This window comes from Streptococcus sp. 1032, from assembly GCF_013277015.1.
In the GTDB taxonomy this organism is placed as follows: Bacteria; Bacillota; Bacilli; order Lactobacillales; family Streptococcaceae; genus Streptococcus.
This window is the reverse complement of record NZ_VMMD01000011.1, coordinates 1-16,780: the sequence shown is the minus strand read 5'-3', so window position 1 is coordinate 16,780 and position 16,780 is coordinate 1. Positions and strand designations below refer to the sequence as shown.

Here is a 16,780-nt window from a genome sequence, read left to right as displayed (position 1 = left end):
CTTAGATTGAGTTCGTATCGAGTTCCTTTTTATACTAATTGAGTACTTATTAGTAGATAAGTTGTTGAAATTAGTGACATTTATGACCTTGGAGAATGTGTAACATAGAAGTATAATAATCCTGTAGAAAAAATAAGGAGAGAACATATGTTAGTGCTAGTTGTTGCCATTTTTTGGATTTATAAATAATAAAGATAGAATGGGAAGGTCTATGTTAGAACTAAAAAATATTAGTAAAAGTTACGGACAAGGGACGCTAAAAAATAATGTCTTAAGAGAAATAAATTTTAAGGTAGTTGAAGGAGAATTTGTATCGATAATGGGACCATCAGGTTCGGGCAAATCGACATTTATCAATATTTTGGGACTGATTGATTCTGAATTTGAAGGAGAATATATATTAGACGGAAAAAGTATTGAGAAGTTAAATGAAAATCAACAAGCAAATTACCGTAATCGTGATATTGGATTTGTTTTTCAACAATTTCATCTTATTGATGAATATACTGTTAAAGAAAATATTTTATTATCATTCCTATATTCTGACCAACAGCCAGATATAGAATACATTGATAGTTTATTACAAGACTTAGGACTTATAGATAAGATGAATGAGTACCCAAGTCATTTATCAGGCGGACAGAAGCAACGAGTTGCTTTAATTAGAGCTCTTGCTCATAAACCTAGATTTCTTATAGCAGATGAACCTACAGGTGCATTAGATGAGAAAAATAGGAATGAGATATTGCAAATTCTACAAAATTTGAATCATTCTGGAACGACAATTATTGTAGTAACTCACGATGAGTTTGTTGCCAGTCATTGTAGAACAAGGTATCGAATGAAAAATGGGTATCTAACATCTGAAGGAGAAGGATTACATGAAGTTTAAAAAGCTGTTAATAGATACTCTAAAACTGTTAAAGAGGAATAAAAGACAAAGTATTCTGACATCCTTAGCCATCACAGTGGCAACATTTGTTTTATTAGTAATACTATCAAGTTCTTCCTATACAACTTCTACATTAGGTAATGATTTAAAGATAGAAGAAGACACAGCAACAATGACTTATACTCCTCAGAATATGTTGGATATTAGAGGGTTTACACAGGAAGATAAACAATTGGTTGAGCAAACTATTGGAAAACATGCAAGACTTTCTTCCAGCTCTTATGCCTTGTATGCTGAAACGTATTTTAATGATTCTAAGCAGAATCTTAGTTTTCGAACATTGGGCGATTTGAATAAGAATGGTTTAGTTGTGCCTGCTTTATTAAAAGGAAGAGCATTAGAGGAACTAGATGGAGGTGTCGCTATTAGCGATAAGGCTCTCATGTCATTGACTAGAAAGGAAAATATTGAAACTTTTTTAGGAGAGACTATCAATATATCTGGAAAAGAATATCCAATTCAGGCAATATATTATGGATCAGCTGTTAATGAAAGATTACCTTCTTTATTGGTTACCAATGAAATCAAAGAGTTACTTTTAGGAGGAAGGGAATATTTTGATGAGTTAGTAGTAGAAACTAATCAGTTGGAGAATATTAATAAGGCTTTATCTGCTTTAGATACTTATGGAATATTCCGCAAGGAAGGAACTTATGGATATATAGATAATAGAAGGGTATATGAGGAAACAAAGGCCCAAGCTACTACAATATTAAATTTCATTGCACTTTTATCAAGTATTTCAATTTTTGTAGCTGGTTTTGGGGTTATGAATGCTATGTTGTCTTCTGTTAGCGAACGTAGTAAGGAGATAGCCATTCGTCGAGCTTTGGGAGCTAAAAAATCTGATATTTATCAATCATATATGATGGAGGGGATTCTTTTATCGCTTCTGGGAGCTATAACTGGTATTGGAGTAGCGACATTATTTGTTGTTTTAATGAACATGAGTGGTTTTGTTACGACATTAACTCTGGATCATATTTTGATTACTCTATTCACAACGGGCGTATTTGGAATTGTATTTAGTATTATGCCTGCAATGGTTGCAGCAAATAAAAATGTTATTGAGGGTCTAAGGTAATGATGGATGTGAATTTAAAGGAGGTAGAATGAAATTTACAAAAATAGATAGAGTATTTTCTCTATTACTAATTGTGGAATTTACAATATGTTTTTTTACACTAGATAATTTTAATCTTTTTCAATTTATGCTGTTTGTACAAATTATACCGTCAATAGTATTAGCTTTGTTATCGGGAAGTATTTCTTCTAGGAGTAAGCATAGCTGGGTGCTATTAATTATTTTTGGAATGATCTATGCCTTAATGATGTTTGGAATTTTCAGGGTTACTCCTATGACGCTTATAGAACAAAATACGATTCAATCTGAAACTTCCGTATTTACATTCAATAGAAATTTACAGTTAGGAACTTATTTTGGATTTTTCCTACAGGAATTTTTACTAGGAGCTTTTATTTGCACTATTTCAAAATGTTTTGGGAGAATTAAACAAGGGAAATTTTAATGAAGCCTGCATTAAAAAGAAGAATTGCTTCTGCAGTTATTTAGAAAATGATATTATTGAAATGGTGTAACATTTGGAGAAAATTATTTTTGAACGAAAAAGATTTGAGTATATCAGTCCTAAAAGAAAGCAAGTAAAGGACTTTATGATTCTAAAAAATTTCATGTCTAAGACAATTCAAGTTGAAATCAGAGTGGAGGACTACTTGTTAGACCTTCTTATTTTAAAAGAGATGAGTACAGAATTTTATAATTTAGATTTTCTTTCTTTGCCCTATGATGTCAATATAGATGTGAAAGAAGTTGTAGAGGATGTTGATTTAACAGTCTATAAGAATAGTAAATATAGAGAGTTTAATTTCTTTAAAAATATTTGTAAATGATATTTTTGAAAGTCTATCCATCCCTATATTAGAATTGCTACAACAAGTTTTCAACACTTGTTTCAATTGAACATACTAAAAACCGAGACTCAGTATTAAACTCATAGTCTCGGTTTTCATATTTCTTAAAGAATAGCTAGGTTTATTTCAATTGATCTGTAATGTCTTTTGATAGCAACATTCCCAGATGATAAGTTTTATTGATGTAAGCAATGACATCATTGATATTTTCAGTCGTGTGAATTTTCTCCTTGATGTCAGCCCTGAATGTTTCATCCTTCAAAAGTTGTTCTTGGTAGAGCCTTTGCAGTCTCTCCTTTTCGTACTTATTGAGCAGAAAAAGGAACACCAAGCTAATTACAACGAGGATATAAGCATATTGGCTCATAGAATATCTCCCTGTATGATAAAGAAGTAATAGTGAATAAATCGATTTAGTGGATCTAAAATAGCAGAACAAGCCAACAAAACTTGATAAGATTTTTGATAGGCCTCTAAACCAAAATCCGTATAGGCTTTAGTGTAAGTTACTTAGATTACTTTGCAATCAAGTGATTAAAAGATTACGACATGAGCCTAACCAAATCGATATTATTTGGTTAGGTGAATTAGTGAAGTGTTTAGACAAGTGTCTCTGATTATGACTAGTGAAGCAGTTAGCTAGTCCGCATCTAAGCGGCTAGCGTCCAACAATTAGGAACTTTAGTTCCAATAACTTTAAGATTACGACGTTTTAGGACATAAATCGATCATATTTATGTCCTAAAACTAGTGAAGCGCCTAGCCAAAGTCCGCATAGGATTTGGTCTTAGTTACTTAGACTACTTTACAATAAAGTGATTAAAAGATTACGACATGAGCCTAACCAAATCGATATTATTTGGTTAGGTGAATTAGTGAAGCGTTTAGGCAATTCGCCATATAGCGATTGCCGTCAAGAGACTAGGAACTTTAGTTCCAGTCTCTTGTAACGATTTACATCTTCTCTGGTGCTTCTACTCCAAGCAAGCGAAGGGCTTCTTTGAGAACGACTGCGGTTGCGTAGCTAAGGGCTAGACGGCTGTCGCGTTCTGGGCTTTCATCCAAGATACGTGTATGTGCATAATATTTGTTGAAGGCTTGAGCCAGGCTAATTGCAAATTTAGCAATGATAGAAGGTTCAAAGTTATCCGCCGCACGGTTGATAATACGTGGGAAGTCTTGGATGAGTTTGATGATTTCCCAGCTTTCAGTATCATTCAAGCTATAGTTGCCAGCTGTTTCTGGTTTGAAATCCGCTTTACGTAAGATCGATTGGATACGAGCGTAGGCATATTGAACGTAAGGCCCAGTTTCACCCTCGAAGGATACCATAGCTTCTAGGTCGAAGTCGTATCCATTTGTACGGTCGGTTTTGAGGTCATAGAATTTAATGGCTCCAACCCCAACAGCATGCGCTACTTGGTCTTTATTTTCAAGTTCAGGATTTTTAGCTTCGATTTGGGTTTTGGCACGACTAACGGCCTCTGCAACTGTAGGCTCTAGCAAGATGACATTCCCTTTACGAGTAGAGAGTTTTTTCCCTTCTTTGGTAACCAAACCAAAAGGAACGTGAGTAATGTCGTCACTCCAGTCGTAGCCCATTTCTTGCAAGACAGCTTTGAGCTGTTTAAAGTGGGCAGATTGTTCTTGACCAACTACGTAGATAGATTTGGCAAATTGGTATTCGTTTTTACGGTAAAGAGCTGCAGCCAAGTCACGAGTGATATAGAGAGTTGCACCATCAGATTTCTTGATAAGGGCTGGATGTTCAATTCCGTATTTCTCAAGGTTGACAACTTGGGCACCCTCTGATTCAACAAGAAGGCCTTTTTCAGAAAGAATGTCTACAACAGCATCCATCTTATCGTTGTAGAAGGCTTCCCCATTGTAGCTGTCAAATTCGACTTGCAATTCATTGTAAAGACGGTTAAATTCTACCAAACTTTCATCACGGAACCATTGCCAAAGTGCGAGAGCTTCCTCGTCTCCATTTTCAAGTTTACGGAACCATTCGCGTGCTTCTTCATCCAAGCTAGGGTCATTTTCAGCCTCAGCATTGATGCGGACATAGAGTTTAAGAAGTTCATCAATTGGATGAGCTTTTACAGCTTCTTCGTCGCCCCATTTTTTGTAGGCTACAATCAGCATTCCAAACTGTTTACCCCAGTCTCCCAAATGGTTGATCTTGACCGTTTGATAACCGATTTTTTGGAAAATATGTGATAAGCTATCTCCGATGACAGTTGAGCGCAGGTGACCAATAGAAAATGGTTTAGCGATATTGGGACTAGACATATCGATAACAACATTTTCTTGTTTACCAATGTTTTGGTCAGCATAGTGTTCTTTTTCAGTGATAACAGCTTGCAATACTTGAGCAGAAATGGCAGATTTATCAAGGAAAAAGTTAACGTAAGGTCCTGTTGCGACAACTTTTTCAAAGGCTTGGCTGTTAATTTTTTCAGCCAGTTCAGCCGCAATCATTTGAGGTGCTTTACGTTCGACTTTTGCAAGAGAAAAAGCAGGGAAAGCAATGTCTCCCATTTCTGAGTTTTTAGGGGTTTCCAGTAAATTTAAAATAGCCTCTTGGTCCAGGCTATCAATGACGCTAGCCAACTCGCTAGCAATCAATTCTTTTGTATTCATTAAGAGCTCCTTTTTGGACTTTTCTACTATTTTATCACAATTTTAAAGAAAGAAGAAAAAATTTTTGAAATCTCCTATTTTTTTGGTATAATATAGTTATAAAAATAGTTATAAATATTCACATAAGAGGATTTTATGAGAAAAAGAGATCGTCATCAGTTAATAAAAAAAATGATTACTGAGGAGAAATTAAGTACACAAAAAGAAATTCAAGATCGGTTGGAGGCGCACAATGTTTTTGTGACGCAGACAACCCTGTCTCGTGATTTGCGCGAAATCGGCTTGACCAAGGTCAAGAAAAATGATATGGTGTATTATGTACTAGCAAATGAGACAGAAAAGATTGATTTGGTGGAATTTTTGTCTCATCATTTAGAAGGTGTTGCAAGAGCAGAGTTTACCTTGGTGCTTCATACCAAATTGGGCGAAGCCTCTGTTTTGGCAAATATTGTAGATGCAAACAAGGATGAATGGATTTTAGGAACAGTTGCTGGTGCCAATACCTTATTGGTTATTTGTCGAGACCAGCACGTTGCCAAACTCATGGAAGATCGTTTGCTAGATTTGATGAAAGATAAGTAAGGTCTTGGGAGTTGCTCTCAAGACTTATTTTTGACAAGGAGAGACGGAAAATGGCGACAGAAAAGCTATCACCCGGCATGCAACAGTATGTGGATATTAAAAAGCAATATCCAGATGCTTTTTTGCTCTTTCGGATGGGTGATTTTTATGAATTATTTTATGAGGATGCGGTCAATGCTGCGCAGATTCTGGAAATTTCCTTAACGAGTCGCAACAAGAATGCCGACAATCCGATTCCTATGGCGGGTGTTCCCTATCATTCTGCCCAACAGTATATCGATGTCTTGATTGAGCAGGGTTATAAGGTGGCTATCGCAGAACAGATGGAAGATCCTAAACAAGCAGTTGGGGTTGTGAAACGAGAGGTTGTTCAAGTCATTACGCCAGGGACAGTGGTCGATAGCAGTAAGCCGGATAGTCAGAACAACTTCTTGGTTGCCATAGATCGAGATGGCAATCAATTTGGCTTAGCTTATATGGACCTGGTGACGGGTGACTTTTATGTGACAGGTCTTTTGGATTTCACACTGGTTTGTGGGGAAATCCGTAATCTCAAGGCGCGAGAAGTGGTGCTGGGCTATGACTTGTCTGAGGAAGATGAACAAATCCTTAGTCGTCAGATGAATCTGGTACTTTCCTATGAAAAAGAAGGCTTTGAAGACCTTCATTTGCTGGATTCACGATTGGCAGCTGTGGAGCAAGCGGCATCTAGTAAATTGCTCCAGTATGTTCATCGGACTCAGATGAGGGAATTGAACCACCTCAAGCCTGTTATCCGCTATGAAATCAAAGATTTTTTGCAGATGGATTATGCGACCAAGGCTAGTCTGGATTTGGTTGAGAATGCTCGTTCAGGCAAGAAGCAAGGCAGTCTTTTCTGGCTTTTGGATGAAACCAAGACGGCTATGGGTATGCGTCTCTTGCGTTCTTGGATTCATCGCCCCTTGATTGATAAGGAACGAATCGTCCAACGTCAAGAAGTGGTGCAGGTCTTTCTTGATCACTTTTTTGAGCGCAGTGATTTGACAGACAGTCTCAAGGGTGTTTATGATATCGAACGCTTGGCTAGTCGTGTTTCTTTTGGCAAGACCAATCCCAAGGATCTCTTGCAGCTGGCGACTACCTTGTCCAGTGTGCCACGGATTCGTGCGATTTTAGAAGGGATGGAGCAACCTGCTTTAGCTTATCTCATCGAACAACTGGATGGAATCCCTGAGTTGGAGAGTTTGATTAGCGCAGCGATTGCTCCTGAAGCTCCTCATGTGATTACAGATGGGGGAATTATCCGAACTGGATTTGATGAGACCTTAGACAAGTACCGTCGCGTTCTCAGAGAAGGGACTGGTTGGATTGCTGAGATTGAGGCTAAGGAGCGAGAAAACTCTGGTATCAGTACGCTCAAGATTGACTACAATAAAAAGGATGGCTACTATTTCCATGTGACCAATTCGCAACTGGGAAATGTGCCTGCTCACTTTTTCCGCAAGGCGACGCTGAAAAACTCAGAACGCTTTGGAACCGAAGAATTAGCGCGTATCGAGGGAGATATGCTGGAGGCGCGTGAGAAGTCAGCCAATCTCGAATACGAAATTTTTATGCGTATTCGTGAAGAGGTCAGCAAGTATATCCAGCGTTTGCAGGCTTTAGCTCAAGGAATTGCGACAGTTGATGTCTTGCAAAGTCTGGCGGTTGTAGCTGAAACCCAGCATTTGATTCGACCTGAATTCGGAGATGATTCGCGAATTGATATCCAGAAAGGGCGCCATGCTGTCGTTGAAAAGGTTATGGGGGCTCAGACCTATATTCCCAATACGATTCAGATGGCAGAAGATACCAGTATTCAACTGATTACAGGGCCCAACATGAGCGGGAAGTCAACCTATATGCGTCAGTTAGCCATGACGGCGGTTATGGCCCAGCTGGGTTCCTATGTTCCTGCTGAAAGCGCCCATTTACCGATTTTTGATGCGATTTTTACCCGTATCGGAGCAGCAGATGACTTGGTTTCAGGTCAATCAACCTTCATGGTGGAGATGATGGAGGCCAATAATGCCATTTCGCATGCGACCAAAAATTCCTTGATTCTTTTTGATGAATTGGGACGGGGAACTGCAACTTATGATGGTATGGCTCTTGCTCAGTCCATCATCGAATACATTCATGAACATATCGGAGCCAAGACCCTCTTTGCGACCCACTACCATGAGTTGACTAGTCTGGAGTCTAGCTTGGAACACTTAGTCAATGTCCACGTGGCAACTTTGGAACAGGATGGGCAGGTTACCTTCCTTCACAAGATTGAACCAGGGCCAGCTGATAAATCCTACGGTATCCATGTTGCCAAGATTGCTGGCTTGCCGGCAGACCTTTTAGCAAGGGCGGATAAGATTTTGACTCAGTTAGAGAATCAAGGGACAGAAAGTCCTGCTCCCGTGAGGCAAACAAGTGCTGTCACAGAACAGATTTCACTCTTTGATACGACTGAAGAACATCCTATCCTAGAAGAATTAGCTAAACTGGATGTTTACAATATGACACCTATGCAGGCTATGAATGTCTTAGTTGAGTTAAAACAGAAACTATAAAACCAAGACTCACTAGTTAGTCTAGCTGTATCAAGGAGACTTCTTTGACAATCACCCACTTTTTTGCTAGAATAACATCACACAAACAGAATGAAAAGGAGCTGACGCATTGTCGCTCCCTTTTGTCTATTTTTTAAGGAGAAAGTATGCTGATTCAGAAAATAAAAACCTACAAGTGGCAGGCCTTGGCTTCGCTCCTGATGACAGGCTTGATGGTTGCCAGTTCACTTTTGCAACCGCGTTACCTGCAGGAAGTGTTAGACGCCCTCCTTGCTGGAAAATATGAAGCTATTTATAGTATCGGGGCTTGGTTGATTGGTGTGGCTTTGGTCGGTCTAGTTGCTGGTGGGCTCAATGTTATCCTTGCAGCCTATATTGCCCAAGGAGTTTCATCCGACCTTCGGGAGGATGCCTTCTGTAAAATCCAAACCTTTTCTTATGCCAATATTGAACAATTTAATGCGGGAAATCTAGTCGTTCGAATGACCAACGATATCAACCAGATTCAGAACGTGGTCATGATGACCTTCCAAATTCTTTTCAGGCTTCCCCTCTTGTTCATCGGTTCCTTTATCCTGGCGGTTCAAACCTTACCTTCTCTGTGGTGGGTGATTGTTCTCATGGTAGTCTTGATTTTTGGTTTGACTGCTGTCATGATGGGAATGATGGGGCCTCGTTTTGCCAAGTTTCAAACCCTTCTTGAGCGCATCAATGCCATTGCCAAGGAAAATCTGCGTGGCGTTCGTGTGGTCAAGTCCTTTGTCCAAGAAAAAGAGCAATTTGCTAAGTTTACGGAGGTTTCAGACGAGTTACTCGGTCAAAATCTTTACATTGGTTATGCCTTTTCAGTAGTGGAACCTTTCATGATGTTGGTCGGTTACGGGGCGGTTTTCCTCTCTATTTGGCTAGTTGCAGGGATGGTTCAGTCGGATCCGTCAGTTGTTGGCTCCATTGCTTCTTTTGTCAATTACCTAAGCCAGATTATCTTTACCATTGTTATGGTTGGATTTTTAGGAAATTCTGTCAGTCGTGCTATGATTTCCATGCGTCGTATTCGAGAAATTCTGGACGCAGAGCCAGCCATGACTTTCAAGGATGTCCCAGATGAAGAGTTAGTCGGAAGTCTTAGTTTTGAAAATGTGACCTTTACCTATCCAATGGACAAGGAACCGATGCTGAAAGATGTGAGCTTTACTATTGAACCTGGTCAGATGGTTGGTGTCGTTGGAGCGACTGGTGCAGGAAAATCAACCTTGGCTCAATTGATTCCACGTCTTTTTGACCCACAGGAAGGGGCTATCAAAATCGGAGGCAGGGATATTCGAGAAGTGAGTGAAGGAACCCTGCGTAAAACAGTTTCTATCGTTCTCCAACGTGCTATTCTCTTTAGTGGAACGATTGCAGATAACTTGAGACAGGGCAAAGGAGATGCTACTCTATTTGAAATGGAGCGTGCAGCCAATATTGCCCAAGCCAGTGAATTCATTCATCGTATGGAGAAAACCTTTGAAAGTCCAGTTGAGGAACGAGGAACCAACTTCTCTGGTGGGCAAAAACAAAGGATGTCGATTGCGCGTGGGATTGTCAGCAATCCGCGTATTCTGATTTTTGACGATTCGACCTCGGCCTTGGATGCCAAGTCAGAGCGCCTGGTTCAAGAAGCCTTGAATAAGGACTTGAAGGGAACAACAACCATTATCATCGCGCAAAAGATTAGCTCGGTTGTCCATGCAGACAAGATCTTGGTTCTAGATCAAGGACGATTGATTGGTCAAGGCACGCATGCAGACTTGGTTGCCAACAATGCCGTTTACCGTGAAATCTACGAAACACAGAAAGGAAAGGAGGAGTAAAATGAAGACAGTTCAATTTTTTTGGAATTATTTTAAAGTCTATAAGCTATCATTTGTAGTTGTTATCCTGATGATTGTTCTGGCGACTCTTGCCCAAGCCCTCTTTCCAGTCTTTTCTGGACAAGCAGTGACGCAGTTAGCTAATTTAGTTCAAGCTTATCAAAATGGCAATCCAGAACTTGTTTGGCAAAGCCTATCAGGAATCATGGTCAATCTTGGTCTGCTGGTTTTAGTTCTATTTATCTCCAGTGTCATATACATGTGTCTCATGACGCGCGTGATTGCAGAGTCGACCAACGAGATGCGTAAAGGTCTCTTTGGTAAGCTTGCTCGCTTGACGGTTTCTTTCTTTGACCGCCGACAAGATGGAGATATCCTGTCTCGTTTTACCAGTGATTTGGATAATATTCTCCAAGCCTTTAATGAAAGTCTGGTTCAGGTCATGAGCAATATTGTTTTATACATTGGTCTGATTCTTGTCATGTTTTCGAGAAATGTGACCCTGGCCCTCATCACTATTGCCAGCACACCAGTGGCCTTTCTTATGTTGATTTTCATCGTGAAAATGGCCCGCAAATACACCAACCTCCAACAAAAAGAGGTAGGGAAACTCAACGCCTATATGGATGAGAGTATCTCAGGCCAAAAAGCCGTGATTGTGCAAGGAATTCAAGAGGATATGATGGCAGGATTTCTTGAACAAAATGAGCGCGTGCGCAAGGCAACCTTTAAAGGAAGAATGTTTTCAGGAATTCTTTTCCCTGTCATGAATGGGATGAGTCTGGTCAACACAGCCATCATTATCTTTGCTGGTTCAGCTGTACTTTTGAATGATAAGTCTATTGAAACAAGTACAGCCCTAGGTCTGATTGTTATGTTTGCCCAATTTTCTCAGCAATACTACCAGCCTATTATTCAAGTTGCAGCTAGTTGGGGAAGTCTCCAGTTGGCCTTTACAGGTGCTGAACGGATTCAGGAAATGTTTGACGCAGAGGAAGAAATCCGACCTGAAAAGGCTCCAATCTTCACTCAGTTGCAAGAAGGTGTTGAAATTAGTCATATTGATTTTTCATACTTGCCTGATAAACCTATTTTGAAAGATGTTAGCATTTCTGCCCCTAAAGGCCAGATGACAGCAGTTGTTGGTCCGACTGGGTCAGGGAAAACGACCATTATGAACCTCATCAATCGTTTTTATGATGTTGATGCTGGTGGTATTTATTTTGATGGCAAAGACATTCGTGACTATGATTTGGATAGTCTCAGAAGCAAGGTGGGAATTGTCTTGCAAGATTCGGTCTTGTTTAGCGGAACCATTCGAGACAATATCCGTTTCGGTGTGCCAGATGCCAGTCGGGAAATGGTTGAGTCAGCAGCCAAAGCAACCCATATTCACGACTATATCGAAAGTTTACCTGACAAATACGATACTCTTATAGATGATGAGCAGAGCATCTTTTCGACTGGACAGAAACAATTGATTTCTATCGCTCGAACCCTGATGACAGATCCAGAAGTCCTCATTCTCGATGAAGCCACTTCAAACGTAGATACGGTGACTGAAAGTAAGATTCAGCATGCCATGGAGGCGGTTGTAGCAGGTAGAACCAGTTTCGTTATTGCCCACCGCTTGAAAACCATTCTCAATGCAGATCAGATTATTGTCCTTAAAGATGGAGAAGTCATTGAACGTGGTAATCACCATGAACTCTTGAAGTTAGGTGGATTTTACTCAGAACTCTATCACAATCAATTTGTCTTCGAATAAGGAAGAAGTTGTCCTATGTGGGCAGCTTTTTCTTGTCCATAAAAAATTTTTATCACGACCTTTAAAAAAACATATTAGACGAAAGTCATTTTGAGTGATAAGATAGGACTATCGTTAATATTCGAAAGGAGAGACATCATGGCTAGAACGGTTGTAGGAGTTGCTGCAAATCTATGTCCCGTAGACGCAGAAGGAAAAAACATTCATTCATCTGTATCTTGTAGATTCGCAGAGAGCATTCGTCAAGTCGGCGGTCTCCCTTTAGTCATTCCTGTTGGTGATGAGTCTGTTGTACGCGATTATGTGGAAATGATTGACAAGCTCATTTTGACAGGAGGCCAAAATGTTCATCCTCAGTTTTATGGAGAGAAAAAGACCATTGAGAGCGATGATTACAATCTAGTGCGTGATGAATTTGAATTGGCACTCTTAAAAGAAGCGCTTCGTCAGAATAAACCAATTATGGCAATTTGTCGTGGTGTTCAACTTGTCAATGTTGCCTTTGGTGGAACCCTCAATCAAGAAATCGAAGGTCACTGGCAAGGCCTACCTTTCGGAACATCTCACTCTGTTGAGACAGTGGAGGGAAGCGTGGTTGCCCAGCTATTTGGAAAAGAAAGTCAGGTCAATTCCGTCCATCGTCAAAGCATTAAAGATTTGGCACCTAATTTCCGTGTAACCGCTATTGATCCAAGAGACCAGACCATCGAAGCGATTGAGTCTATCGATGAGCACCGCATTATCGGTTTGCAGTGGCATCCAGAGTTTCTGGTTAATGAAGAAGATGGTAATTTAGAATTATTTGAGTATTTATTGAATGAACTGTAACGACTGGGACATCTGGTCGTTCTTTCTTTTATTTTTTCAAAATTTTTGGGATGTGGGATTTTTACGCAAACGTTTGAATTCTGATAAAAATTGGAGAAATTCGACAAAAAAACTTGAAAAAAACGAAGGTAAGCGTTATGATAGAAAAGAAGAAATATTGGAGGAATAACATGTCACATATTAAATTTGATTATTCAAAAGTTTTAGACAAATTTGTTGCACCACATGAAGTGGAATACATGCAATCACAAGTAACAGCAGCAGATGAATTGATCCGTAAAGGGACTGGTGCTGGTAGCGACTTCTTGGGATGGTTGGATCTTCCTGAAAACTACGACCGTGAAGAATTTGACCGCATCTTGAAAGCTGCTGAGCAAATCAAATCAGACAGCGATGTTTTGGTTGTAATTGGTATCGGAGGATCTTACCTTGGTGCCAAAGCAGCAATCGACTTCTTGAACCACCACTTTGCAAACTTGCAAACAAAAGAAGAACGCAAGGCTCCACAAATCCTTTACGCAGGAAACTCAATCTCATCTACTTACCTTGCTGACTTGGTAGAGTACGTAGCTGATAAAGACTTCTCAGTAAACGTGATTTCTAAATCAGGTACAACAACTGAACCAGCTATCGCTTTCCGTGTCTTCAAAGAACTCTTGGTTAAGAAATACGGTCAAGAAGAAGCCAACAAACGTATCTATGCAACGACTGACCGTCAAAAAGGTGCTGTTAAAGTTGAAGCTGATGCTAACGGCTGGGAAACATTTGTTGTTCCAGACGACATCGGTGGACGCTTCTCAGTATTGACAGCCGTTGGTTTGCTTCCAATCGCAGCATCAGGAGCTGACATCAAAGCCCTTATGGAAGGTGCGAATGCAGCTCGCAAAGACTACACTTCAGATAAAATCTCTGAAAACGAAGCTTACCAATACGCAGCAGTTCGTAACATCCTTTACCGTAAAGGCTATGCAACTGAAATCTTGGTAAACTACGAGCCATCACTTCAATACTTCTCAGAGTGGTGGAAACAATTGGCTGGTGAATCAGAAGGAAAAGACCAAAAAGGTATCTATCCAACTTCAGCCAACTTCTCAACTGACTTGCACTCACTTGGTCAATTTATCCAAGAAGGAACTCGTATCATGTTTGAAACAGTTGTCCGTGTTGACAAACCTCGTAAAAACGTGATTATCCCTAGCTTGGAAGAAGACCTTGATGGACTTGGTTACCTTCAAGGAAAAGACGTTGACTTTGTAAACAAAAAAGCAACTGACGGTGTTCTTCTTGCCCACACAGACGGTGATGTACCAAACATGTACGTGACTCTTCCAGAGCAAGACGCTTTCACTCTTGGTTATACAATCTACTTCTTCGAATTGGCTATCGCTCTTTCAGGTTACTTGAATGCTATCAACCCATTTGACCAACCAGGTGTTGAAGCTTACAAACGTAACATGTTTGCCCTTCTTGGAAAACCAGGATTTGAAGAATTGAGCAAAGAACTTAACGCACGTCTATAATAGAAGAAAAGAGTGGTTTGTCCACTCTTTTTACTCTCTTTATCCATAGAAATTGGACTCAGCCAAGACTTGTGATATAATATAGAGAGCAAAAAGGCAGACGCCTAGAGACTTTATAGGAGAAACTATGTCAAAAGATATCCGCGTACGTTACGCACCAAGTCCAACAGGACTACTACACATCGGAAATGCCCGTACAGCATTATTCAACTACCTTTACGCCCGTCATCACGGTGGAACTTTTATCATTCGTATCGAAGATACTGACCGTAAACGTCATGTCGAGGATGGTGAACGTTCACAGCTTGAAAACCTTCGTTGGTTAGGCATGGATTGGGATGAAAGTCCAGAAACACATGAAAATTACCGCCAGTCTGAACGTTTGGACTTGTATCAAAAATACATCGATCAACTGTTAGCTGAAGGAAAAGCTTACAAATCTTACGTTACAGAAGAAGAGTTGGCAGCTGAACGCGAACGCCAAGAAGCAGCTGGTGAAACACCTCGCTACATCAACGAATACCTTGGTATGAGTGAAGAAGAAAAAGTAGCTTACATCTCAGAACGTGAAGCAGCAGGGATCATCCCAACTGTTCGTCTGGCTGTCAATGAGTCAGGTATCTACAAGTGGCATGATATGGTCAAAGGCGATATCGAATTTGAAGGTGGCAATATCGGTGGTGACTGGGTTATTCAAAAGAAAGACGGTTACCCAACTTACAACTTTGCCGTTGTCATCGATGACCATGATATGCAAATTTCTCACGTAATCCGTGGAGACGACCACATTGCTAATACACCAAAACAGCTCATGGTTTATGAAGCACTTGGTTGGGAAGCTCCAGAGTTTGGTCACATGACTTTGATTATCAACTCTGAAACTGGGAAAAAATTGTCTAAACGTGACACCAACACCCTTCAGTTTATTGAAGACTACCGTAAAAAAGGCTATTTACCAGAAGCAGTCTTTAACTTTATTGCTCTTCTTGGTTGGAACCCAGGTGGCGAAGATGAGATTTTCTCTCGTGAAGAACTCATTAAACTTTTCGATGAAAACCGTCTGAGCAAGTCTCCAGCAGCCTTTGACCAGAAAAAACTAGACTGGATGAGCAATGATTATATCAAGAATGCAGACCTAGAAACTATCTTTGAAATGGCAAAACCATTCTTAGAGGAAGCAGGCCGGTTGACTGATAAGGCTGAAAAACTAGTTGAGCTCTATAAACCACAAATGAAATCAGTAGATGAAATTATTCCATTGACAGATCTTTTCTTCTCAGATTTCCCAGAATTGACAGAAGCAGAGCGCGAAGTCATGGCGGGCGAAACAGTTCCAACAGTTCTTGAAGCCTTCAAAGCAAAACTTGAAGCGATGACAGATGATGAATTTGTGGCAGAGAATATCTTCCCACAAATTAAAGCAGTCCAAAAAGAAACAGGTATTAAAGGGAAAAATCTTTTCATGCCTATTCGTATCGCTGTTTCAGGTGAAATGCATGGACCAGAATTGCCAGATACTATCTTCTTGTTAGGTCGTGAAAAATCAATCCAGCATATCGAAAACATGCTAAAAGAAATCTCTAAGTAAGAAAGGTACAATAATGGACATCTGGGAAAAGATGTACGAAGAAGCACAGAAGCTATACAATCCACATGAAGTATCAGACTTTGTTTATGCCAATCATGTTGTAGCTGCAGTAGAAGCAGAAGATGGACAAATATTTACAGGATTCTGTATGGAGGGAACCTGTGGTGTTTTCCATCTCTGCGCAGAGCGGGCAGCTCTCTTCAATATGTACCAATTTTCAGGACAAACTAAGGTTAAAAAAGTATTAGCCTTTCGAGACAAACCACCTTATGGTGGAAGTTCAGCCATGCCTTGTGGAGCGTGCAGAGAATTCCTTTTAGAGTTGAACGCTGAAAATAAAGATGCAGAATTCATGATGGACTACGATAGAAGAAAGATAGTGAAAGTCGCAGAACTAATGCCCTATTGGTGGGGAGAAGAACGTGCTTCTAAGTTTAATGAACAATAGAAGAGTCAGTACAATTCTGGCTCTTTTTACTATAATTTGAAAAACTGTACTTGAAAAAAGGTAAATTCCCAAACTAAG

14 protein-coding genes are annotated in these 16,780 nt (G+C 40.0%); 12 read left to right on the top strand and 2 right to left on the bottom strand.

The features are described from left to right. The first annotated feature begins 211 nt into the window (after positions 1-211). The 4 genes from HT711_RS02920 (at position 212) to HT711_RS02905 (ending at position 2,863) form a co-directional block, all read left to right on the top strand. On the top strand, positions 212-892 hold the full coding sequence (locus tag HT711_RS02920; protein ID WP_173234527.1) for an ABC transporter ATP-binding protein: 681 nt from the start codon (positions 212-214) through the stop codon (positions 890-892). After that, positions 882-2,036, top strand: coding sequence for an FtsX-like permease family protein (locus HT711_RS02915; protein WP_023943969.1), 1,155 nt, complete (start codon positions 882-884; stop codon positions 2,034-2,036). Before HT711_RS02920 ends, HT711_RS02915 begins: the two co-directional genes overlap by 11 nt. A 28-nt stretch (positions 2,037-2,064) precedes the next feature. Next, positions 2,065-2,481 carry a hypothetical protein gene (locus HT711_RS11210; RefSeq protein WP_225904833.1) on the top strand — a complete coding sequence of 139 codons (417 nt, stop codon included), beginning with the start codon at positions 2,065-2,067 and terminating at the stop codon, positions 2,479-2,481. Between the two features lie 73 nt (positions 2,482-2,554). Then, positions 2,555-2,863, top strand: a complete 309-nt coding sequence (locus tag HT711_RS02905) for a hypothetical protein (RefSeq protein ID WP_049511642.1) — start codon at positions 2,555-2,557, stop codon at positions 2,861-2,863. 142 nt (positions 2,864-3,005) lie between these two features. On the opposite strand, the gene HT711_RS02900 is transcribed toward HT711_RS02905, so the two are convergent. After that, on the bottom strand, positions 3,006-3,251 hold the full coding sequence (locus HT711_RS02900; protein ID WP_000084859.1) for a hypothetical protein: 246 nt from the start codon (positions 3,249-3,251) through the stop codon (positions 3,006-3,008). A gap of 587 nt (positions 3,252-3,838) precedes the next feature. Then, positions 3,839-5,530 (bottom strand): arginine--tRNA ligase, encoded by a 1,692-nt coding sequence (argS, locus tag HT711_RS02895; RefSeq protein ID WP_173234529.1) that lies wholly within the window; start codon positions 5,528-5,530, stop codon positions 3,839-3,841. Between the two features lie 135 nt (positions 5,531-5,665). On the opposite strand from argS, the gene argR reads away from it, so the two are divergent. The 8 genes from argR (at position 5,666) to HT711_RS02855 (ending at position 16,702) form a co-directional block, all read left to right on the top strand. Next, on the top strand, positions 5,666-6,112 hold the full coding sequence (gene argR, locus HT711_RS02890) for an arginine repressor (protein WP_001231476.1): 447 nt from the start codon (positions 5,666-5,668) through the stop codon (positions 6,110-6,112). A gap of 50 nt (positions 6,113-6,162) precedes the next feature. After that, positions 6,163-8,697 (top strand): DNA mismatch repair protein MutS, encoded by a 2,535-nt coding sequence (mutS, locus tag HT711_RS02885; protein WP_173234531.1) that lies wholly within the window; start codon positions 6,163-6,165, stop codon positions 8,695-8,697. 146 nt (positions 8,698-8,843) lie between these two features. Continuing rightward, the gene (gene patA, locus HT711_RS02880) at positions 8,844-10,550 is read left to right on the top strand and encodes a multidrug efflux ABC transporter subunit PatA (RefSeq protein ID WP_173234533.1); all 1,707 of its coding nucleotides are present in this window, start codon (positions 8,844-8,846) and stop codon (positions 10,548-10,550) included. Position 10,551: 1 nt separating this feature from the next. Next, positions 10,552-12,318 (top strand): multidrug efflux ABC transporter subunit PatB, encoded by a 1,767-nt coding sequence (gene patB / locus HT711_RS02875; protein ID WP_112445480.1) that lies wholly within the window; start codon positions 10,552-10,554, stop codon positions 12,316-12,318. Positions 12,319-12,456: 138 nt separating this feature from the next. After that, positions 12,457-13,146 carry a gamma-glutamyl-gamma-aminobutyrate hydrolase family protein gene (locus HT711_RS02870; protein ID WP_173234535.1) on the top strand — a complete coding sequence of 230 codons (690 nt, stop codon included), beginning with the start codon at positions 12,457-12,459 and terminating at the stop codon, positions 13,144-13,146. Positions 13,147-13,316: 170 nt separating this feature from the next. Next, complete coding sequence (locus tag HT711_RS02865) at positions 13,317-14,666, top strand: glucose-6-phosphate isomerase (RefSeq protein WP_000018268.1); 1,350 nt, start codon at positions 13,317-13,319, stop codon at positions 14,664-14,666. A gap of 127 nt (positions 14,667-14,793) precedes the next feature. Continuing rightward, positions 14,794-16,254, top strand: a complete 1,461-nt coding sequence (gltX, locus tag HT711_RS02860; protein ID WP_173234537.1) for a glutamate--tRNA ligase — start codon at positions 14,794-14,796, stop codon at positions 16,252-16,254. A gap of 13 nt (positions 16,255-16,267) precedes the next feature. After that, positions 16,268-16,702, top strand: a complete 435-nt coding sequence (locus HT711_RS02855; protein WP_164226827.1) for a cytidine deaminase — start codon at positions 16,268-16,270, stop codon at positions 16,700-16,702. The last annotated feature ends 78 nt before the right edge of the window (positions 16,703-16,780 follow it).